This window comes from sulfur-oxidizing endosymbiont of Gigantopelta aegis, from assembly GCF_016097415.1.
Taxonomy (GTDB): Bacteria; Pseudomonadota; Gammaproteobacteria; order GRL18; family GRL18; genus GRL18.
In genome coordinates this window covers 180,009-200,886 of record NZ_JAEHGE010000003.1, presented here as the reverse complement: position 1 = coordinate 200,886, position 20,878 = coordinate 180,009, and the positions used below count along the sequence as shown (strand labels likewise).

Annotated in this window: 19 protein-coding genes; 12 read left to right on the top strand and 7 right to left on the bottom strand. The window is 41.1% G+C overall.

Annotation, left to right across the window (positions count from 1 at the left end; translation table 11 throughout):
• Positions 1-28: 28 nt before the first annotated feature.
• Positions 29-184 (bottom strand): 50S ribosomal protein L33, encoded by a 156-nt coding sequence (gene rpmG, locus JEU79_RS24445; protein WP_198266534.1) that lies wholly within the window; start codon positions 182-184, stop codon positions 29-31.
• Positions 185-274: 90 nt separating this feature from the next.
• On the bottom strand, positions 275-511 hold the full coding sequence (gene rpmB, locus JEU79_RS24440) for a 50S ribosomal protein L28 (RefSeq protein WP_198266533.1): 237 nt from the start codon (positions 509-511) through the stop codon (positions 275-277).
• Positions 512-808: 297 nt separating this feature from the next.
• On the opposite strand from rpmB, the gene JEU79_RS24435 reads away from it, so the two are divergent.
• From JEU79_RS24435 to JEU79_RS24425, 3 genes are all read left to right on the top strand, one after another.
• Complete coding sequence (locus tag JEU79_RS24435; protein ID WP_198266532.1) at positions 809-1,507, top strand: MlaC/ttg2D family ABC transporter substrate-binding protein; 699 nt, start codon at positions 809-811, stop codon at positions 1,505-1,507.
• Positions 1,508-1,703: 196 nt separating this feature from the next.
• Entirely contained in the window at positions 1,704-2,690 is a 987-nt protein-coding gene (locus tag JEU79_RS24430; protein ID WP_198266531.1) for a hypothetical protein, read from the top strand.
• 33 nt (positions 2,691-2,723) lie between these two features.
• Positions 2,724-3,830, top strand: coding sequence for a coiled-coil domain-containing protein (locus tag JEU79_RS24425; protein ID WP_198266530.1), 1,107 nt, complete (start codon positions 2,724-2,726; stop codon positions 3,828-3,830).
• A 12-nt stretch (positions 3,831-3,842) separates the two neighbouring features.
• Here the strand turns inward: JEU79_RS24425 and radC are convergent, their stop codons facing one another.
• On the bottom strand, positions 3,843-4,517 hold the full coding sequence (gene radC / locus JEU79_RS24420; RefSeq protein ID WP_198266529.1) for a RadC family protein: 675 nt from the start codon (positions 4,515-4,517) through the stop codon (positions 3,843-3,845).
• 150 nt (positions 4,518-4,667) lie between these two features.
• Between radC and coaBC the strand changes: the two genes are divergently transcribed.
• The 5 genes from coaBC (at position 4,668) to slmA (ending at position 10,807) form a co-directional block, all read left to right on the top strand.
• Positions 4,668-5,954 carry a bifunctional phosphopantothenoylcysteine decarboxylase/phosphopantothenate--cysteine ligase CoaBC gene (gene coaBC / locus JEU79_RS24415; RefSeq protein ID WP_198266528.1) on the top strand — a complete coding sequence of 429 codons (1,287 nt, stop codon included), beginning with the start codon at positions 4,668-4,670 and terminating at the stop codon, positions 5,952-5,954.
• A 151-nt stretch (positions 5,955-6,105) separates the two neighbouring features.
• The gene (gene dut, locus JEU79_RS24410) at positions 6,106-6,561 is read left to right on the top strand and encodes a dUTP diphosphatase (RefSeq protein ID WP_198266527.1); all 456 of its coding nucleotides are present in this window, start codon (positions 6,106-6,108) and stop codon (positions 6,559-6,561) included.
• Positions 6,562-6,617: 56 nt separating this feature from the next.
• Positions 6,618-9,149 carry a phosphomannomutase/phosphoglucomutase gene (locus tag JEU79_RS27185; RefSeq protein WP_246540710.1) on the top strand — a complete coding sequence of 844 codons (2,532 nt, stop codon included), beginning with the start codon at positions 6,618-6,620 and terminating at the stop codon, positions 9,147-9,149.
• An 86-nt stretch (positions 9,150-9,235) separates the two neighbouring features.
• Positions 9,236-10,162, top strand: a complete 927-nt coding sequence (argB, locus tag JEU79_RS24400) for an acetylglutamate kinase (protein WP_198266526.1) — start codon at positions 9,236-9,238, stop codon at positions 10,160-10,162.
• 12 nt (positions 10,163-10,174) lie between these two features.
• A complete protein-coding gene (slmA, locus tag JEU79_RS24395) occupies positions 10,175-10,807 on the top strand; it encodes a nucleoid occlusion factor SlmA (protein ID WP_198266525.1) in 633 nt (210 codons plus the stop codon).
• 191 nt (positions 10,808-10,998) lie between these two features.
• On the opposite strand, the gene JEU79_RS24390 is transcribed toward slmA, so the two are convergent.
• Entirely contained in the window at positions 10,999-12,027 is a 1,029-nt protein-coding gene (locus JEU79_RS24390; protein ID WP_198266524.1) for a hypothetical protein, read from the bottom strand.
• 186 nt (positions 12,028-12,213) lie between these two features.
• Between JEU79_RS24390 and JEU79_RS24385 the strand changes: the two genes are divergently transcribed.
• Positions 12,214-12,969 carry a sulfite exporter TauE/SafE family protein gene (locus JEU79_RS24385; protein ID WP_198266523.1) on the top strand — a complete coding sequence of 252 codons (756 nt, stop codon included), beginning with the start codon at positions 12,214-12,216 and terminating at the stop codon, positions 12,967-12,969.
• Positions 12,970-13,044: 75 nt separating this feature from the next.
• Here JEU79_RS24385 and metF read toward each other — a convergent pair whose 3' ends face one another.
• From metF to metK, 3 genes are all read right to left on the bottom strand, one after another.
• The gene (gene metF / locus JEU79_RS24380; protein ID WP_198266522.1) at positions 13,045-13,896 is read right to left on the bottom strand and encodes a methylenetetrahydrofolate reductase [NAD(P)H]; all 852 of its coding nucleotides are present in this window, start codon (positions 13,894-13,896) and stop codon (positions 13,045-13,047) included.
• 115 nt (positions 13,897-14,011) lie between these two features.
• Complete coding sequence (gene ahcY, locus JEU79_RS24375) at positions 14,012-15,418, bottom strand: adenosylhomocysteinase (RefSeq protein ID WP_198266521.1); 1,407 nt, start codon at positions 15,416-15,418, stop codon at positions 14,012-14,014.
• Between the two features lie 69 nt (positions 15,419-15,487).
• Entirely contained in the window at positions 15,488-16,648 is a 1,161-nt protein-coding gene (metK, locus tag JEU79_RS24370; protein ID WP_198266520.1) for a methionine adenosyltransferase, read from the bottom strand.
• Positions 16,649-16,842: 194 nt separating this feature from the next.
• On the opposite strand from metK, the gene JEU79_RS24365 reads away from it, so the two are divergent.
• The 3 genes from JEU79_RS24365 to gap all read left to right on the top strand — a co-directional run bounded on the left by JEU79_RS24365 (position 16,843) and on the right by gap (position 20,754).
• The gene (locus tag JEU79_RS24365) at positions 16,843-17,406 is read left to right on the top strand and encodes a thioredoxin family protein (protein ID WP_198266519.1); all 564 of its coding nucleotides are present in this window, start codon (positions 16,843-16,845) and stop codon (positions 17,404-17,406) included.
• A gap of 263 nt (positions 17,407-17,669) precedes the next feature.
• Positions 17,670-19,661, top strand: coding sequence for a transketolase (gene tkt / locus JEU79_RS24360; protein ID WP_198266518.1), 1,992 nt, complete (start codon positions 17,670-17,672; stop codon positions 19,659-19,661).
• Positions 19,662-19,749: 88 nt separating this feature from the next.
• The gene (gene gap / locus JEU79_RS24355) at positions 19,750-20,754 is read left to right on the top strand and encodes a type I glyceraldehyde-3-phosphate dehydrogenase (RefSeq protein ID WP_198266517.1); all 1,005 of its coding nucleotides are present in this window, start codon (positions 19,750-19,752) and stop codon (positions 20,752-20,754) included.
• Positions 20,755-20,878: the final 124 nt, after the last annotated feature.

Here is a 20,878-nt window from a genome sequence, read left to right as displayed (position 1 = left end):
GATCGAACGATTAAAAAAGTCTAAAAAATTATTTAATTTTAGCTTCTTTATACATGACGTGCTTACGAACAACGGGATCATACTTCTTAAGTTCCAGTTTTTCAGCCATGGTGCGCTTGTTCTTAGTTGTTGTGTAATAGTGACCAGTACCTTCTGAAGATACTAATTTGATTTTATCACGCATTTTGTTTTCTCCTACTCACTTTTTGACTTTTAAAATTTGTTTAAAAAAAACAATTCTCGGTAAATCATTTTAGTGACTATTATGAAATGATTATATTTTTTCGCCTCTAGCACGCATCTCGGCTAGAACCACATCGATACCACGTTTGTCAATTGTACGCATGCCGCTAGCGGTAACACGTAATTTTATAAAACGGTTTTCACTTTCAACCCAAAAACGGTGGGAATGAAGGTTAGGTAAAAAACGACGTTTGACTTTGTTATTGGCATGAGAAACATGATTTCCCGCAACAGGACGTTTGCCTGTAACCTGACATACCTTAGACATTTTTGTTCTCCAATCAATCGCTTAAATAATACTTTGCTCACGTAGTTCGAAAGCTACTTCGAGCAAGAGGCGAGATTTTACGCAAAAACGCGTCGCTAGGCAAGTTATTTGATGAAGTAATTGCTAAATAAACAGATTATTTGTCCATTTAATTGATTTCTTTCGATTTGAGCTAATGTTATCATTATCTAAGCATCTAAAAACTATAATATAAGGTGAGAAAAAGGAATGTCCATGAATATAAAAAAGATTGCTCTACTCGGAGCAGCTTTATTTACGATGAGTACCGTTTTCACAGTGTCTAGTGCATCGGTGACGATTAAAACCATTGATAATGACAATAATACTCGTTCATATACTGTGAAAAATGAGTCGTATCAACAACAAGCCTATCAGGGACAGCCTGACTATCAGTATCAGGGTCATCAGGGTAATTATTATTCACAGTATTATCGTCCATCAAGAGTACTATTGCCTTCAGCACAAACGTCCTCACCGGCTGAAATGTTGGAATATTCCATTAAGAAGGTATTGAATTTCTTAGCACGTCCTCAGGAAAATGCCTCACTGGAACAGATTACCTATTTCTTGAAGCAGGAAATCACTCCACACTTTGATTTTGAATACATGGCACGTTGGGTGGCAGGTCGTTATTATCGCCTGATGTCACCGGAACAGCAGATGCAGTTTACAGAAACCTTCAGTGAACTCTTTATTACCACCTTTGTACAAAAACTCAGCAATTATCAAAACTACCCACCCGTAGTTGATGGCTTTAGGTCAAAACGCACGAGTGAGAACGAGGCTCTGGCATCTGCTCGAATTATGCGAGAAAATGGCGGCAGTGTTCAGGTTGATTTCAAATTTTTAAAAACACCAAGAGGCTGGAAAGTGGTTGATGTGAAAGCCAATGGAGTCAGTGCGTTGTTTTATTATCGTAATTTTTTTAACGAACAAATTCGCAAAAGAAGTCAACAGCAACAAGTGTTTAAGTAACTTAATGAGCCCAGGGTTTCATTACTTTGCATCCAAGACAGGGTTATTTATCGCTGTCTTGGGGCAAATCTAGGTGGAAACCCCAATTTTTTACATCTAAATATTAGTTTATTATTGGATTATGATACAGTTTAAATCAAATTATAGTTTTAATGTCCTGATACGCCTGATAATCGTCAGTATTCTGGTTGTCATAATGATCTTTTATAATTTTGAATATATTCAAAATGTGTACTTAAAAAATCAGTTAACCGATACCGGCTACATTATTAATGGGTCAATTGTAGGGCTGTTTTCTCTCGGCATGGCCAAGTTAGTATTGTCGCTCTTGTTCTATTGGAAAGAAGAACGGGCGGTCGGCAAATTTATTATTAATGTGCATCGGGATAATTTTAATCCGACCGATACCATTAATAAAAATAGCCTGATTTATCATCGCTATGTGACCATGCAGGAGATTTATCGTCAGCATGCACCGGTCAATCAAAATGCCCTCGCGGCCACCATGGTGGCATCGGAAAGTACGCGTTTGAGTCTGCCCAAGTTTGTGTCAAACATTCTTATTCTCACTGGCGTATTCGGTACTATTATTTCCTTATCTATTGCCCTTTTGGGGGCTTCGAGCTTAATGGAAAGCAATGGTATTGCCAGCATGGGGCAAGTTATTCATGGCATGTCTACAGCACTTTCTACCACGACGACGGCCATTATTTGTTATATGTTGTTTGGTTATTTTTATTTAAAACTGACCGATATTCAAACTAATTTATTCAGTGCGATTGAACAGGTGACGACCTTGCACCTAGTGCCACGTTTCTCTCATCAAAGTGAAAATATGATTCATCAACTGGCAGAGTTGATCAAATCTTTGCGTCATACCGCAGCCAATATGCAATTATCACAGCAGCAATATTTGGAAATGGGTTCAAAAGTGAATGAAATCACATCTAAATACGATGAACGAGTTGCGGGTATGTCCAATGATTTGACGGACATTAAAGAGCTATTAAGACTAGGCTTTCGTTTACCTGAAGATCATCAGCATTTCTCCCAAAGCCATTCTTTTCAAAATACGGCTGAAGATAAAGGCGTAGCAGCAGATGCACAAGTTGCATCCAATTTTGTCGCTAAGGCCAAGGCAACACAGCAATCAGGCTTAGACTCAGACTCAGACAAGAAATAACCATGGAAACACGACAGACAATGGGTATTGCTAATGAGTGATGGGTTTATTGATTTAAGACAAAATCAGTCGCAATTAGTTGAGGAGTCTTTTTGGCCATCCTTTACTGATATCATGACCGTTGTGGTGATGATTTTCTTGATTGCTACAACGATTTTGATGGTAAAAAACTGGGAGTTGGTGACAGAACTACAGAACCGTATTGTGGTTGAGCAGAAAATATCACAACGTCTTAAAGACAGCATTGCTGCGCAGCAAAAAACGTCCCATGATTTGCTTATCAGTCAGGATAAACGCCAGGAAATCACTAGAAAACTGCAATTGAGCCTTGAGGCCGAACGCCGCACTTCAGAAGTGATTCAAAAAACCACCAAAGAAAAAGCGACTTTGGAAGAAAGACTGGTGCAAACTCAGTCAGAATTATCCCTTTTACGCCTGCGCTTGATGCAAGCAAGAGAAAGCGCCTTAGAGCGAGACCGACTGATTGTTGAGCAGGATAAGCAATTGGCTCAGTTCAGTGATGAACATAAGCGTTTGAATCGGGTCATTAAATCTAAATCAACTGATATAGCACGTGCCAAACAGCAATTGTCTCAGGCGAATTCCACCATGAGTTCCCTACAGAGCAAGCTGGATATAAAGGCCTTAGCACTGGCCAGAAGAGAACAACAATTAACCCAGCAATCCTTAACCTTGGATAACCGTGATGAAGAACTAGCCAGTCTGAGCAAAAAAAATCAGAACTTTCAGGATAATATCAGTAATTATGAACGGCAGATTTCAGCGGTTCAGCAACAGCATAGTGTGTTGGTGGGTGAATATGAAACCCTGGAAGATAAATACAATAAGCTGATTAAACCTTCTCGCTCAGCAGTGGGCAAGCATGTGGTTGAAGTGCGTTATGAAAAACTGGCCGGTCAAGAACTAATTCAATTTAGAGCATCTGATACAGGGGCTTATCAAAAAGTCTCTGAGGCAAGACTGCACAAAATATTAGCGCAATTAAAAGCAGAATATCAAAAAACGCTGTATGTAAAAATTATTATTCCGGATGATAGTGGCCTGTCCTATAGTGAAGCCTGGGCATTTATGATCGGTATACTGGAAAAATATGACTACTATTATCAGGATGATGAATAAGTAGCATCGACGTCATAGGATGCCCCGTTCAGCGAGGGAAACGACTTCGCCATCACCAATGACTAAATGATCCAATAGGCGGATGTCTACTAAAGCCAGTGCTTCTTTTAGACGCAGGGTGATTCTTTCATCGGCAGTACTTGGCTCTGCTACACCGGAGGGATGATTGTGGGCTATAATCAAGGCCGCCGCATTATGTTCTAGGGCTGTTTTGACGACTTCTCTTGGATATACTGAAGCCCCGTCAATGGTGCCACGAAACAATTCTTCGAATTTGATTACACGATGGCGATTATCTAAAAATAACGCTGCAAACACTTCATAAGGTCGATTGCCTAGTTGGCTTTTTAGAAACTGACGGGTGTCTTCAGGGCTACTAATAACATCCTGATTTTCCATTGTTTCTCCGAGATAGCGCTTGGACATTTCTAGTACGGCTTGTAGTTGTACATATTTGGCCGGGCCAACACCCTTGGTTTGTGAAAACTCTTCCAGATCGGCGTTGAAGAGGTTGCGTAATGAGGAAAAGTGTTCCAATAATTGGTAGGCAAGATCGATGGCAGTAAAACCCTTGGTACCTGTGCGTAGGAAAATAGCCAATAATTCGGCATCAGTGAGGGCATCTGCGCCCCGCTGTAATAATTTTTCACGGGGGCGTTCGGCCTCAGGCCAGTCAATAATAGGCATTCCATACTCCTGTTGATTTAATTGCATCCTTGCAAGCACTGTTATGATAAACAAATAAAGAGGCTGTGCATGAGAGCATTTTCTTACAAATGGAATATACTTAAGCAATGATTCTTGCAGTAAGTGCTTACTAATCGGTAAAATACCACTATGTCAGTTTTTAACCCCCTTATAAATCAGTCTTTGCATCAAAAGAAAATCATTGTTGCGGTCTGTGGCGGCATCGCGGCCTACAAGTCTGCGCTATTAGTGCGTCTATTGGTTAAGCAAGGCGCACAAGTGCAGGTGGTGATGACCCATGCCGCAGAGACGTTTGTCACACCACTGACCTTTCAGGCTCTCTCAGGCAATAGTGTGCGTGGTGATGTGTTTGATATGCAGGCAGAGGCTGGTATGGGGCATATTGAGTTAGCGCGTTGGGCTGATTTGATCGTTGTTGCTCCAGCAACGGCAAACACTCTTGCTAAGATAACTCATGGTTTGGCGGACAATTTACTTAGCACTTTGTGTTTAGCGACAACGGCTCCCCTATTGATTGCCCCAGCAATGAATCAACAGATGTGGCGAAATGAAGCGACAGTCGCCAATATCAAACTCTTGTCTCAACGCTCAAACATCTATTTCTCCGGCCCGGCAGAGGGTGAACAGGCTTGTGGTGATGTAGGCCCTGGTCGAATGGTTGAGCCGGAGCAGATACTTGAGCGTTGCACGGCAGTATTGGGAATAAACAAGCAGCGTTTAATAGGCAAAACCCTACTCATCACGGCAGGCCCCACTATCGAAGATATTGATCCGGTACGCTATATGAGCAATCGCAGTAGCGGTAAAATGGGTTATGCAATTGCTCAGGCTGCAATTAATGAATGTGCAAAGGTTATTTTAATCAGTGGCCCAACGGCATTGGACGCACCGATTGATTGTGATTTTCGAGCGGTGCGTAGTGCGCAGCAAATGCATGATGAAGTTTTTGCACAGCTTCGCTCCAGTGATAGCAATGCCGGTGACAGCGGTACAGATGATAATACGCAAGTTGATATTTTTATTGCGACGGCAGCAGTGGCTGATTATCGCCCGGTTCAGATGGCCAATGAAAAGATTAAGAAACATGCCGATCGCTTGGTACTGGAGTTTGTGAAAAATCCAGATATTTTGAGTGCTGTTGCCGCTTTGCCTAACAAGCCTATTTGTGTTGGTTTTGCCGCAGAGACGAATAATGTAGAAAATTATGCGCTAGAAAAGTTACAGCGGAAAAACCTAGATATGATAGCCGCGAATCAGGTGGGTGAAAATCAAGGCTTTGAGGCTGATAATAATGCCTTGCATTTATTTTGGCGCAATCAGCCGAATGATGATGTCGCCACAAAAAAATTACCCTTTGCTAGCAAAACACAACTAGCACAACAATTAATTGACAAAATTGTACTATTATTTAGTTAGATAAATGGTAACGATTCAGCATATCAAAAAGTGACCGTAGGGTGGGCACGCATTTTGTGCCCACGCTACTATTTATACTGATAAAGAACCCTATTTATGGATGGACACTCATTAGTGTCTCAATAATATCTTACCAAGGAAAACAGTATTTATGAACGAAGTTGAAGTTAAAATTCTTGACTCCAGAGTTGGCACAGAGTTTCCAATGCCAGAATATGCAACTCAGGGTTCAGCCGGAATGGATTTAAGAGCAATTTTAGATGAAGAGACTCCCCTATTACCCGGGGACACGTTGTTGATTCCAACGGGGCTTGCTATCCATATTTCTAATAATGAAATGGCGGCGATTATCTTACCTCGCTCAGGTTTAGGACATAAGCATGGTATTGTCCTAGGCAATTTAGTTGGGCTAATTGATTCGGACTATCAAGGGCAACTTTTTGTCTCCTGTTGGAACCGTGGTAAAACAACTTTTGTTATCAAACCCGGTGAACGCATTGCACAATTAGTGTTTGTACCTGTTGTTCAGGCGCAACTTAAAATTGTTGAATCATTTGATCAAAGTCAACGTGGTGAAGGTGGCTTTGGTCATACAGGTAGTCATTAGAAATTTATTTGGGCAAGTCATAGCATAAGCTAGCGAAATAGACGGAAACGGATTCTATGAATAATGTAAAAGAAAATATCAAGGCAATGATCAAAAAGGAAGCCTCTGCAAAGCGCAGAGAAGAAATTGATGAGAAGCGCAATAAAAAAGGGGAAAATAAAAAGCCTGATAGTCGTACAAAAAACATTTTAAACAGCAAAAAAGACAGCAATCCGGTCGCTTCTGAAAATAAAATAATGGTGCGTAATATTGCGATTATTGTCCTTATGATGATGACTTCTCTGGGCTTATTTTATGGTGCTTCTACTACCAAAGAAAGTGTAGAAAAAAAATACCAAATAGGTTTAAAAGAAAGAGCAGAAGCTCAAAGCGTAAAAAACCTAAGACAAACTAATCAAATTTTAAAATACAAACTGAATAATTTTAATCATATTCTAAAAGATGCCGAATACATTAAAAACTTTGCTATTCCATCATGGCAAGGTGTATTGAAAACAGAACTTGAAGCGCGTTTGGGTGAGCAGTCTATTGTGGAGATAATTCCTGCTGATTTTCATGATGATGACATTATTGATGATCCTGAAATGGGCTATGGGGTCTTGTCCTTATTAAATGAATTAAAAGCATCCAATGGTAAAAAGTCGGATAGTTTTATGAAAATAGAAGTACATAGAGCAAATACTAAAGAAGCCAAATTACTCTTTATACAAAAAGTAACCTATCTGGATGTCGATCTGAAAAAAGATATAGTGTCAGGCTATATTTTAGCCAAACTACCACAGACTTACATAAAAAAACTGATTGTGGATTTTAAAGAAAAAAATGGTTATCTTGAAATTGTGCAGAGTTTTTCTGGCAGAAAATTAATATTAGCTAAAAAAGGCAATAGTGCATTAAAAAAACTTCCTTTACAGGTAACAAAAAAAATAGCGGGCACTCAATGGAGCCTCAGGTTTTGGCCTGCAGAACAACAAATAGCAACACCTAATGAATTATTATGGCAGGTAATGGTTTATTTGGGCTTGGCTGCAATTCTATTAATTTCATCATTAGTCTGGTTGGTATTCATCATTAAAAATGCTAGGCAGAAAAGCTATGTGTCATTACCTGACAGAGATAAAAATATCACGCATGGCGATAAAAAAGAGGCAGCGAATAGTAATCTTAATAATGCTGATGGTATTTCTGTACATGGTGAATCGGATAAGGAATATTTAGACTTTGTTACTGATAAAATATTCAGAGCCTATGATATTAGAGGTGTAGTCGGTGAGCTTATTAATCCCGTCGTGGTGAAAAAAATAGCCTATGCGATTGCGGTTGAATTAACCGAACAAAAACAAGCACAAATTTCTGTGGCCTGTGATGGGCGTGAGAGCAGCCCTGAACTGGTGAAAGCATTAATAGAAGCCTTGCTGGAAAGCGGGATTAATGTGGTTGATATTGGCATGGTCACCAGCCCTATTTTATATTTTAGTGCGCTCACAAAAACCGCTGGTAATGGCATAATCATAACAGCCAGTCATAACCCCGCCAATTATAATGGTATGAAAATTATGATCATGGGTCATAGTTATAGTGATGTGCGACTGCAACAACTCAGACAAAAAGTGCTTAAGGGTGAAATGGTCAGTGGCGAAGGTAAGTTAGTTCAAATGAATATCATGGAAGACTACATGACTAAAATAACAGGCAACATTATTTTAGCAAGACCGATGAATATCGTCATTGATACGGGAAATGGTGTTGCGGGTAAATTTTCAACTACCTTTTTTGAGCAGCTAGGCTGTAAAGTCACAGCATTAAATGCTGATGTTGATGGTACTTTCCCGGCACACGATCCTGATCCTAGTCGTCCAGAAAACATGGCTGAGCTGATTGAAAAAGTGAATGAAATTAAAGCAGACTTAGGTATTGCCTTTGATGGTGATGGCGATAGGATTGGTCTGGTTTCATCAGGAGGAGAGATTATCTGGCCGGATAGAATTTTAATGCTATTGGCAAAAGATATCTTGTCTCGTAATAAAGATGCCACTATTTTGTATGATGTTAAATCAACATGGAAACTCGATCACTATATTAGTAGTTTAGGTGGCAAGGCTATCATGTGTAAAAGTGGTCATTCATTTATGAAAAGTAAACTTTTGGAGACAGGGGCATTACTTGCGGGTGAAATGAGTGGCCATATTTTTATTAAAGAACGCTGGTTTGGTTTTGATGATGCATTGTTTGTCGCTGCTAGAGTATTAGAAATCCTATCAATTGATTTAAGAAAATCACGGCAGATTTTTGCTGAATTGCCTGATTCGTTAAACACCCCGGAAATTCTTGTTGCAACGGATAATGGGCCTAAAATCATGGAAAAAATAAGTGCTGATGTGAGTCGCTTTAGTGATGGTGAAATTATTACTATTGATGGCATTCGAGTTGAATATTCAGATGGCTGGGGATTGGTGAGAGCCTCCAATACTACTGACAATTTAACCATGCGTTTTGAGGCCAATGATGAAGAAGCACTACAACGCATTGCTAATGCCTTTAAAGAGTCAATACTTGCTGTTGAGCCGGAACTAGACTTTCCGTTTTAAGCAAAATATTTTAAGAGAAGCTCTTTAAAATACGCTTGTTAACAAATTATTTTTTAACAAAAGAAATAGAATTAATTAGAGAAATTATGAGTATTGATAATAGTTCGGCAACGACGATTGCCCATGTATTAAGTGAAGCCTTACCCTATATTAGAAAATTCCAAGGTAAAACTATCGTGATAAAATACGGTGGTAACGCAATGACAGATGATGTGTTGAAAAATGGTTTTGCTCGGGATATTGTTCTGCTAAAACTCGTTGGTTTAAATCCAGTTGTTGTGCATGGTGGTGGGCCTCAAATTGGCAATTTATTAAAACGCATTGGTAAGGAAAGTGAATTTATTGGTGGTATGCGTGTGACCGATAAAGAAACCATGGATGTGGTTGAAATGGTACTTGGTGGTCAGGTAAATAAAGAAATTGTTGCCTTACTTAATTCGCATGGTGCTAAAGCTGTAGGTTTAACAGGCAAAGATGGCGCCTTGATCAGTGCAAAAAAAATGGCCTTTAGTCATCAGGCTGAAGGTATGGATGCACCGGAAATTATCGATATTGGGCATGTCGGCGAAGTGACAAATATTGATACATCGATCATTGATATGCTTATTCATGGTGATTTTATTCCAGTGATAGCACCGATTGGACTGGGCAAGAATGGTGAGTCATATAATATTAATGCTGATCTGGTTGCAGGTAAACTGGCAGAAGAGCTGGATGCTGAAAAATTAATTTTATTAACCAATACCACCGGGTTATTAGATAAAAAAGATCAGTTATTGACCGGTTTGAGTGTTTCAAGAGTGGATGAACTCATTGCAGATGGCACTATACATGGTGGTATGTTACCTAAAATTCGTTGTGCACTGGAAGCGGTAGCAAATAACGTCTGTTCAGCACATATTATTGATGGCCGCATTGAGCATGCGGTGATGTTAGAGTTGTTTACCGATGAAGGTATTGGCACTTTAATTTTTGGTGACTGTGCGGAAGAGAGTCATGATTATGATGAGTGAAAAAATAATACCATGACGACAGCCAAGACAAAAAAAAAAGCCACCAAGATCAATCGTAAGGAGCAAATACTCCAAGCGCTTGCTCTAGAGCTAGAGCAACGCCCTGGTGAACGGATAACGACTGCCAACCTAGCCAAAGCGGTTGGCGTCTCTGAAGCAGCCTTATATCGTCATTTTCCCAGTAAGGCCAAAATGTTTGAAGCATTGATTGAATTCAGTGAAGAGACGGTCTTTGGCTTGATTGCTCAGGTAATCAAAAAACAGGATGGGGTTTTCGCACAGGTAGAAAAAATCATGGCAATTGTACTGACTTTTTCGAGCAAAAACCCCGGTATTACGCGTGTTTTACTAGGAGATGCCTTAATTGGTGAGCATGAACGTTTACTAAAACGCACCGATCAGTTTTTTCAACGCATTGAAACACAACTCAGGCAGATATTAAGAGAGGCAGAACTTAAAGGACAATTGAGTTATCAGGGCAACATCAGTCAATTTGCTGAGGTGCTGTCCAGCTTTATTGAAGGGCAGTTAAGCAAATATGTGCGCAGTCGATTCGTTAAGCGGCCTGATGAAAACTGGGTAAGGAAATGGTTGTTCTTTGTTAATAGTGTAAGTGTTAATAGTGTCAGTGTTAAAAATGACTAATTGTTATCCATCCGTTTATTCTAGAATTATTTGATAATTTTGACCGTAGGGTGGGCACGCTTTTTGTGCCCACGCTGAAAGTGTACATAATAAGCGCTTGAGTCAGCGTGGGCAGATAAAGCCATGCCCACCCTACGATTATTTATATAAAAAACCTATTTACGGATGGGCACTAATTAGTACTCTTGTGTTTATTGCTGATAAATAATGCTTTTGAACTCTTTTAATAAGTTGTTTATTTCAGAAGAAGCACAAAACTCCTGACCTTTTCGATCAGGGTTACAACGAATTTGAAAAATAATCAATTTATTATCATTGGGCTGACGATCAGATTTATCGTCAAGTATTGATAGCGACATGGCAATGTCATTATGTGTTTTGGGTATGTCAGTAACAGACACTTTGTCGGTGGTGTAAATTGGCTTTGTACTGGCAAACTCTTTGATAAAGTCATTGGCTTTTTGCCATTGTAAATCACATTGCGCCTCATTGAGACAATTTACTCGTACGGCATGTAATTTTTTTGCCTGACTAGGGGTGCTAAGAGTATATTTAATTCGCTCGGCCTTGGATAGAATAAAGCGTTCGACATCGTGTGCAAATACCTTTTTTATTTTTGCTGTTTCAATTTCTTGAATGCTGACCTGATTTTGCAGGTTTCTCAGGGTGGTGCGGGTGCTATCAAGCTGTGATGATAATGACTTTGATATTGGCTTACCTGAACGCTCCATATTTGCTGCCTTTCTAATGAGATTACCAAACTCTCGTTTTTTGAGCTCAATACTGGAATCAAGAATAATGGAACGTGATTCAATAATCGCGAGTTTGGAGTTTAAGGAGGCCAATAAGTCATCAATTTTCAAATAGGTTTTGAGCAGGACTTCATCGTATTCTTTGATTTTCTGTTGTTGTTTGGCTTCTAATGCTTGTAATTTATCGGCTTCAAATTGTTCATCTAGTTCTTCACGGGTTTTCGAGCGTTCTTTGACTTTACGCGTAATGCCCTTGTCATCGATGTAACGAATTCGTTGGTTATAGTATTCTCGGGGAATTCGATTACCACATTCCGTAAGGCCATCGGCATTTTTCCAGCACTTGATAAAGCTTCGATCGGCATAGAGGCTATTGGATAATAATAGCAGGCATAGCAGAAACGCAAGCGAGAGGCTGGTTCGATTAAAAATAGGATGGTTTTTATAATTAGGGGGTCGTATTAACATAGTTAGTGTTCAGTTTAGTCGCAGCACAGGCTTATTACCAGTTTCACTTATCAATTTTGGGTAATAAGGGCGACGCGCTGTGGATTCCTTTTCAAGTGTGGCTAATGTATAACACTTTATTGCTTGTTGGCAAAGTAAATAACACCCAATTATAAATAAACCCTAATTAGAATAAAAGAGGTATATATGACTATTGCTGAGCAGTTGCTTCTGCTGGCTATTTCTTTCGTGGCAAATACATTTTCAGCCTTTGCCGGTGGAGGGGCTGGCTTAATCCAATTACCCATGCTAATTTTTTTGGGACTCCCCTTTAGCATTGCTCTGGCTACCCATAAAGTAGCGAGTGTTGCATTGGGTGTGGGAGCGACTATCCGCCACTTACGCACCGGAAAGCTAAAACTGGGCTTCTCTGTGTTTATATTGCTTTCAGGCGTACCTGGGGTGATTGCTGGCGGGTTTATTATTGTTCAGATCCCAGAATATGAAGCAAAAATGGCATTGGGCTTTTTGACGATATCGCTGGGTGTCTACTCCTGGCTTAAAGCAGACTTAGGGCAAGAGCTGCAAAACTTAAATCGACACGCTAAAGGTATGATAATAGGCGGATTGAGCCTATTTCTAATTGGCATTCTCAATGGCTCTTTGACCTCAGGCACGGGGCTGTTCGTCACGCTTTGGCTGGTACGCTGGTTCGGCTTGGATTATAAAACGGCAGTTGCTTATACGCTGGTATTAGTCGGGGTGTTCTGGAATGGCAGTGGCGCATTGACCCTGGGTATGCTCAGTGAAATCCAGTGGGACTGGCTACCAGCCCTATTAATAGGCTCATTAGTCGGTGGCTTTACAGGGGCGCACCTCGCCATAGTAGCAAATAACCGTTGGATAAAACGGGTATTTGAATTTGTGACCATTGCGGTGGGCTTGAAACTGATTTTTAGTTAAATTGTATTGAACCTAGAAAAATCAGTTGATCTGTGAAGCATCACTTTATCAGGGTGATGCTTGATAAAAACAAGCTTATTTTTTAAGGCCAAGATTCTCACAAATTTGTAGCGTCGTTTTACTTTGATTGAGCGTATAAAAATGTAAGCCGGGTGCGCCAGCGGCCAATAATTGTTCACAGAGTTTAGAGATCACTTCTAAACCTAGTGCCTTAATGGAGTCGATATCATCACCATAGCCTTGCAGACGTTTTGCCAACCAGCGCGGAATCTCTGCGCCACACATATCTGAAAAGCCAGCCAAACGTGAATAGTTCGAGATGGGCATAATCCCCGGAACAATTGGCTTATCCATGCCAGCCTTTTGACAACTATCGACGAAATAGAGATAGGCATCAATATTAAAAAAGTATTGTGTGATAGCACTATTAGCACCGGCATTCATTTTGGCAATAAAATGCTTTAAATCCGTATTAGCATCTCTTGCCTGAGGATGCACTTCAGGATAGGCTGCAACCTCAATATGAAAGTGATCATTGGTTTCGCTCCGAATAAACTCCACCAGTTCATTCGCATAACGGAATTCACCCACATCACGATGCCCCGAAGGTAAATCGCCACGCAGGGCAACGATCCGCTTAACACCACGCGCCATAAAAATATCAAGAATAGACTTAATGCCTTCATGGGTTGAACCAATGCAAGATAAATGCGGTGCAGCGGAATAACCGGCATCCATAATACTTTTAATGGTATTGAGCGTACCTTCCTGAGTACTACCCCCTGCACCATAGGTCACAGAATAATAAAGCGGGTCAAGCACACTTAATTTATCCCGTACTAGCGCGAGTTTTTCTGCGCCTTCAGCGGTTTTAGTGGGGAAAAACTCAAAGCTGATTGGCTGAGATGTTTGTTTAGTTGTTGTCATTAGTAAAAATCAGGCTACTCATATTATTACCGAGCAGCCTGAATGCACTCCATTCTTATAAAAATTCTATTTAGTAACGATTAACACTCGTTATTAAAAGAGGTTTCCACTCTTCTTAATAACGATAGTGATCGGCCTTATAAGGTCCTTCCTGAGGCACATTAATATAATCAGCCTGTTCTTTAGACAGTAAAGTCAACTTAGCACCAATTTTCATCAGGTGTAAGTGAGCCACTTTTTCATCCAGAATCTTAGGTAAGATATAAACCTTATTCTCATAGGCTTCAGCATTAGTGAAAAACTCAATTTGCGCCATCACCTGGTTAGTAAACGAAGCAGACATAACGAAACTAGGGTGTCCAGTGGCACAGCCCAAGTTCACTAAACGGCCTTTAGCAAGAATAATGATCTTCTTACCATCAGGGAAAATCACGTGATCAACCTGAGGCTTAATTTCTTCCCATTCGTATTGTTCCAGCGAAGCGATATCAATTTCAGAATCAAAGTGACCGATATTACAAACAATCGCTTCATTCTTCATTGCTGCCATATGGTCATGATTGATGACGCTGACATTACCCGTAGTGGTAACAAAAATATCACCCATAGAGGCGACTTCATTCATATCAACAACACGATAGCCTTCCATTCCTGCCTGCAAAGCACAAATAGGATCAATTTCTGTCACCCAAACAGTAGCACCCATACCACGAAAGGCCTGAGCACAGCCCTTGCCCACATCGCCATAACCCAGAACAATACAGATTTTACCCGCAATCATCACGTCAGTCGCACGCTTGATACTATCAATCAGCGATTCACGACAACCATAAAGATTATCAAATTTAGACTTGGTCGCAGAATCATTAACATTCATTGCGGGGAATAATAATTCACCTTTTTCCTGCATTTCATATAAACGGTGTACACCTGTGGTGGTTTCTTCAGTTACACCTTTTACACTACCAGCGATATCCTGCCAAACAGTGTCACTAGGCTTAATCGTACGACGTAAAACATCCAGAATAGCCTGATATTCTTCGTTATCGTCAGCTTTTGTTGCTGGGATAGCACCGGCTTTTTCAAACTCAACCCCCTTGTGCACTAATAGCGTCGCATCACCACCATCATCCAGAATCATATTGGGTAATTTACCGTCAGGCCATAATAAGGCTTGCTCTGTACACCACCAGTATTCCTCAATGGTCTCACCCTTCCAAGCAAAAACAGGAATTCCAGAAGCAGCAATAGCAGCAGCGGCATGATCCTGAGTAGAGAATATATTACAGGAAACCCAGCGCACTTCTGCTCCGAGATTGACCAGAGTTTCAATTAACACAGCGGTTTGAATGGTCATGTGGATACTACCCATAATACGACAACCATCAAGCGGTTTTTGACCCGCATATTCTTCTCTTAATGCCATTAGTCCAGGCATTTCGATTTCAGCGATGGAAATTTCTTTACGACCCCAATCAGCAAGACTGATATCGGCAACCTTATAATCTGTAAATGTACTCATGTTATATCCTTAAACTATAGTTTTAAGAGCTCTAATTTTGTGTTTGCTCTACTGATTTAAACGGTAGAGTTAAATACCGGCAGACGCTTTAAGTGCGGCGGCTTTATCTGTTTTTTCCCAAGTGAATTCGGGTTCTTCACGACCAAAATGACCATAGGCTGCTGTGGCGCGGTAAATAGGACGCAATAGGTCAAGCATCTCGACTAAGCCTCCCGCACGTAAGTCAAAATGTTCTGCAATCAGTTCAACCAGTTTTTCATCGCTGACCTTGCCACTACCGAAGGTATTGACTGAAACGGATGTTGGTTGTGAGACACCAATGGCATAAGACACCTGAATTTCACAGCGAGCGGCGAGCCCGGCAGCAACAATATTCTTTGCCACGTAGCGACCTGCGTAGGCAGCGCTGCGATCCACTTTTGAGGGGTCTTTTCCAGAGAAAGCGCCACCACCATGACGTGCCATGCCGCCATAGGTATCAACAATAATCTTTCGACCAGTTAGGCCACAATCACCCACTGGGCCACCAATCACAAAGCGTCCGGTTGGATTAATATGGAATTTAGTGTCTTTAGAAAGCCATTTTTCAGGCAAAATAGGCTTGATGATTTCATCCATTACGGCTTCGCGTAAGGTCTCAGTACTGACTTCATCGTCATGCTGAGTGGATAAAACCACGGCATCAATGCCCACAGGCACATCATTTTCATAGCGGAACGTTACCTGACTTTTTGCGTCGGGGCGTAACCAGCTTAAAATGCCACTTTTTCTGACATGTGCCTGACGTTTGACCAATTGGTGAGCAAAAGTAATCGGTGCAGGCATTAAAACCTCAGTTTCATTGCTGGCATAGCCAAACATGAGCCCCTGATCGCCGGCACCCTGTTCGTGGGCATCGGTGATATCAACACCCATGGCAATATCGGCGGATTGTTTATCAATAGAGGTTAATACCGCACAAGATTGATAGTCAAAACCCATATCGGAATGGTTGTAACCTATTTCCTTTATAGTGTCGCGTACAATTTGTTGCATATCGACATAAGCGGAGGTGGTAATTTCACCTGACAATACCACCATACCGGTGTTAATCATGGTTTCACAGGCAACACGGGCATGCTTATCTTCAGTTAAAATGGCGTCAAGAACGGCATCGGAGATTTGATCGGCAATCTTGTCGGGATGCCCTTCAGAAACAGATTCTGATGTAAATAAGTGGCTACTGGCCATAAAATATCCTGTTATTTAACGATTATAAGGTTGATATCTGTGTATTAAGGCACAAGTTTAGACCTAATTAGGACAACTTTAAATAAATTAAAGAAAATGCTTGCCCAAATTGAATAAAATTCATACCTTTTAGAGATATGAATCAGGACTGCCGAGTAAAAAGTCGGTCAATAAAAAATAATATAGAGGTAAATATGGTTAGTCTGGAAACCCCAATCTGTGAATTTAATAAACCCGCTATTGATTTTTCCTTGCCCGATGTTGATGGCAAACTTTGGAATTTACAGGACTGTGCGGGCGAAAAGGGCTTGTTAGTGATGTTTATCTGTAATCACTGCCCTTATGTAAAGGCCATTTTATCACGCCTAGTGCGTGATACAGCCGAATTAAAAGCAATGGGTATAGATAGTGTGGCGATTATGTCCAATGATCCTACGCAGTTTAGTGAAGATTCCCCCGAGAACATGAAGCAGATCGCGCAAGACTTTGATTTTTCCTTTCCTTACTTATTAGATAGCACGCAAAAAACAGCACAAGCCTATGGCGCTGTCTGTACTCCGGATTTTTTCGGTTATAATGCCGACTTACAATTACAATACCGTGGCCGACTGGATGCATCGCGTAAAGAAACGGCTGCGAGTGATGTAAAACGGGACTTATTTGCTTCCATGAAGCAAATTTCTCAGACCGGTCATGGGCCTAAAGAACAAATCCCCAGTATGGGCTGTTCTATTAAATGGATAGATGTAAATGGATAGATGTAAATGGATAGAATAAATGGATAGAATAAATGGCTATAATGAGTACTTACATTATCATTGACATAAGTAATGACTTATATCAACTATCAATAAATAAAGTTGTACTTTATACCTGATTTCCATTATATTCCTTAAACCACTTTTTTTGGTGGCCGATTTTATTGGGGAAAAAGCCCCAAAAAGTTGCTGTCTCTGATGATATGAGAGACAATGCGACTCAAATTTTTAATTGAAAAATTCCTTTATTCCAGGAGAAACATATGCCAGAACGTAAGGTACTAGCCAATGCTATTCGTGCACTCAGCATGGATGCAGTACAAAAAGCAAACTCAGGACACCCGGGTGCGCCTATGGGAATGGCTGATATCGCAGAAGTGCTGTGGAATGACTTTATGAATCACAACCCTGCCAATCCCGATTGGACAGACCGTGATCGCTTCATCTTGTCAAATGGCCACGGCTCCATGCTGATTTATTCTTTATTACACCTCACTGGCTATGAGTTATCCATTGACGATCTGAAACAGTTCCGTCAACTGCATTCAAAAACGCCAGGTCATCCAGAATATGGTTATGCCCCCGGCATTGAAACCACTACCGGTCCTTTAGGTCAGGGTATTACCAACGGTGTTGGTATGGCGCTTGCTGAAAAGACAATGGCAGCGCAGTTTAACCGCGATGGTCATGACATTGTCGATCACTACACGTATGTCTTCATGGGTGATGGTTGTATGATGGAAGGTATCTCGCATGAATCTTGTGCTTTAGCCGGTACTTGGGGTTTAGGTAAACTAATTGCTTATTGGGATGACAATGGTATTTCCATTGATGGTCACGTTGAAGGCTGGTTTACTGATGATACGCCTAAGCGTTTCGAATCTTATGGCTGGCACGTTATTCGTGATGTTGATGGTCATGATGCCGATGCATTACGCAATGCCACATTAGAAGCACGCTCTGTCACAGACCGTCCTACGCTGATTTGTGCTAAGACTGTGATTGGTCAGGGTTCACCAAACTTATGTGGAACTCACGACTGTCACGGCGCACCTTTAGGTGACGACGAAATTGCTAAGACACGTGAAAACATTGGCTGGACACACGAACCCTTCGTTATTCCTGATGACGTTTATAGCGGTTGGGATGCACGTAGCAAAGGTGCTGAGAAAGAAACAGCCTGGAACGAAAAATTTGCAGCTTATACTGCGGCTTATCCAGAACTTGCTGCTGAATATACTCGTCGTATGGCCAGTGAGTTACCTGCAAATTGGGAAGCAACGGCTGATGCCTTCGTTAAGAAAGTCGCTGACGAAGCGGCTTCAATTCCTTCTCGTAAGGCTTCGCAGAACTCCATTGAAGGTTATGCTGGCGTATTGCCAGAATTCCTTGGTGGTTCAGCGGATTTATCACCATCAAATCTGACTACCTGGTCAAACAGCGTGTCTATTATGGATGATACTGCCGGTAACTATATCAGCTATGGTGTCCGTGAATTTGGTATGTCAGCCATTATGAATGGTGTTGCTTTACACGGTGGTTTCCTCCCTTATGGCGCAACCTTCTTAATGTTCTCAGAATATGCGCGTAATGCGCTACGTATGGCGGCATTGATGAAGCAGCGTGCCTTATTCGTTTATACTCACGATTCAATTGGTCTGGGTGAAGATGGTCCGACTCATCAGCCAGTAGAGCAAATCGCTACTTTGCGTATGATTCCAAATATGTCAGTCTGGCGTCCAGCAGATGCTGTTGAGTCTGCCGTTGCATGGCGTTGTGCGATTGAAAAAGCAGACGGTCCAAGCTGTTTGATTTTCTCTCGTCAGAACCTTGATCATCAAGCGCGTTCTGATGATGCAATGGCTAATATCGCTAAGGGTGCTTATGTACTATCTGATTGTGAAGGCACGGCTGATGTGATTCTAATGGCCACTGGCTCAGAAGTGGGCATTACTGTGAATGCAGCGAAAGAATTAACTGCCAAAGGCAAAAAAGTACGGGTTGTTTCTATCCCATGTACTAATAGCTTTGAAGCACAAAGCGCAGAATACAGAGAATCTGTGCTACCTGCCGCAGTGACTGCACGTGTTGCTATTGAAGCCGGTGTGACTTATTCATGGGGAACTTATGTGGGTCTGAACGGTAAGGTTATCGGTTTGGATCGCTTCGGTGAATCAGCACCTGCTAGTGAACTCTTCAAAGAGTTTGGCTTCACAGTAGAAAACATTGTTGCTACTGCTGAATCCGTCATGTAATTCACTCAGAGCATCCGGCTTATTGCTAGTGATGCTCTGAAAATATTCATAGTAAAAAAATTATAAATAGTTTTAAGGAGAAATATTAATGACAATTAAAGTCGGTATTAATGGTTTTGGCCGTATCGGTCGTATGGTTTTTCGTGCAGTTTACAACGAATTTGATGATATCGAAATCGTTGGTATTAACGATTTATTAGACGCTGACTACTTAGCATACATGCTTAAGTACGATTCAGTTCATGGTCGTTTTGCACATGATGTTGATTCAGAAGACGGTGCGATGATTGTTGACGGTAAGAAAATCCGTTTAACTGCTGAACGTGATCCTTCAGACCTGAAATGGGGCGACGTTGGCGCTGATATCGTTATTGATTGTACTGGTTTCTTCCTGACTGAAGAAAGCTGTCAGAAGCACATCGATGCAGGCGCAAAGAAAGTTGTTCAATCTGCACCTTCTAAAGATGGCACTCCAATGTTCGTATACGGTGTTAACCACAGCGAATATGCGGGTCAGGCAATTGTTTCTGCTGCTTCTTGTACGACTAACTGTTTAGCACCTGTGGCGAAAATATTAAACGACAATTGGGGCATCAAACGTGGTCTAATGACGACTGTTCACGCTGCAACTGCCACTCAGAAAACTGTTGATGGTCCTTCTATGAAAGACTGGCGCGGTGGTCGTGGTATTCTTGAGAATATCATTCCTTCATCTACAGGTGCTGCTAAGGCAGTCGGTGTTGTTTTACCTGAGCTGAATGGTAAGTTAACGGGTATGGCTTTCCGTGTACCTACTTCTGACGTGTCTGTTGTTGACTTAACGGTTGAACTAGACAAAGAAGCAAGCTATGACGACATTTGTGCAGCGATGAAAGCAGCTTCAGAAACTGGCGAAATGAGCAAGACTCTAGGTTATACTGATGAGAAAGTTGTTTCTACAGACTTCCGTGGCGTAGGCTACTCATCAATCTTTGACTCAGGCGCTGGTATTGCATTAGACGGCACTTTCGTTAAAGTCGTTGCATGGTATGACAACGAGTATGGTTATACTTGTAACATGTTGCGCTTTGTTGAGCACGTTGCTGCTAACTAAGCATTACTGAAAAAGCCCATGTCGAGCTCAATTTTATTGAGTTTTACATGACAAAAGAGCATCGGGTTTAGGCCTCATGCTCTTTGCTTTTTTATCAATAAAAGAAATAGTTATTATTCCCATG

What these genes read in the sequence shown, in the direction of transcription:
- JEU79_RS24425 (WP_198266530.1), top strand. Translation starts at nt 2,724, where the DNA reads ATGAGTGATGGGTTTATTGATTTAAGACAAAATCAGTCGCAATTAGTT.
- rpmG (WP_198266534.1), bottom strand. Translation starts at nt 184, where the DNA reads ATGCGTGATAAAATCAAATTAGTATCTTCAGAAGGTACTGGTCACTAT.
- tkt (WP_198266518.1), top strand. Translation starts at nt 17,670, where the DNA reads ATGCCAGAACGTAAGGTACTAGCCAATGCTATTCGTGCACTCAGCATG.
- rpmB (WP_198266533.1), bottom strand. Translation starts at nt 511, where the DNA reads ATGTCTAAGGTATGTCAGGTTACAGGCAAACGTCCTGTTGCGGGAAAT.
- gap (WP_198266517.1), top strand. Translation starts at nt 19,750, where the DNA reads ATGACAATTAAAGTCGGTATTAATGGTTTTGGCCGTATCGGTCGTATG.
- slmA (WP_198266525.1), top strand. Translation starts at nt 10,175, where the DNA reads ATGACGACAGCCAAGACAAAAAAAAAAGCCACCAAGATCAATCGTAAG.
- dut (WP_198266527.1), top strand. Translation starts at nt 6,106, where the DNA reads ATGAACGAAGTTGAAGTTAAAATTCTTGACTCCAGAGTTGGCACAGAG.
- ahcY (WP_198266521.1), bottom strand. Translation starts at nt 15,418, where the DNA reads ATGAGTACATTTACAGATTATAAGGTTGCCGATATCAGTCTTGCTGAT.
- JEU79_RS27185 (WP_246540710.1), top strand. Translation starts at nt 6,618, where the DNA reads ATGAATAATGTAAAAGAAAATATCAAGGCAATGATCAAAAAGGAAGCC.
- JEU79_RS24385 (WP_198266523.1), top strand. Translation starts at nt 12,214, where the DNA reads ATGACTATTGCTGAGCAGTTGCTTCTGCTGGCTATTTCTTTCGTGGCA.
- JEU79_RS24390 (WP_198266524.1), bottom strand. Translation starts at nt 12,027, where the DNA reads ATGTTAATACGACCCCCTAATTATAAAAACCATCCTATTTTTAATCGA.
- JEU79_RS24430 (WP_198266531.1), top strand. Translation starts at nt 1,704, where the DNA reads ATGATCTTTTATAATTTTGAATATATTCAAAATGTGTACTTAAAAAAT.
- coaBC (WP_198266528.1), top strand. Translation starts at nt 4,668, where the DNA reads ATGTCAGTTTTTAACCCCCTTATAAATCAGTCTTTGCATCAAAAGAAA.
- JEU79_RS24365 (WP_198266519.1), top strand. Translation starts at nt 16,843, where the DNA reads ATGGTTAGTCTGGAAACCCCAATCTGTGAATTTAATAAACCCGCTATT.
- radC (WP_198266529.1), bottom strand. Translation starts at nt 4,517, where the DNA reads ATGCCTATTATTGACTGGCCTGAGGCCGAACGCCCCCGTGAAAAATTA.
- metK (WP_198266520.1), bottom strand. Translation starts at nt 16,648, where the DNA reads ATGGCCAGTAGCCACTTATTTACATCAGAATCTGTTTCTGAAGGGCAT.
- metF (WP_198266522.1), bottom strand. Translation starts at nt 13,896, where the DNA reads ATGACAACAACTAAACAAACATCTCAGCCAATCAGCTTTGAGTTTTTC.
- argB (WP_198266526.1), top strand. Translation starts at nt 9,236, where the DNA reads ATGAGTATTGATAATAGTTCGGCAACGACGATTGCCCATGTATTAAGT.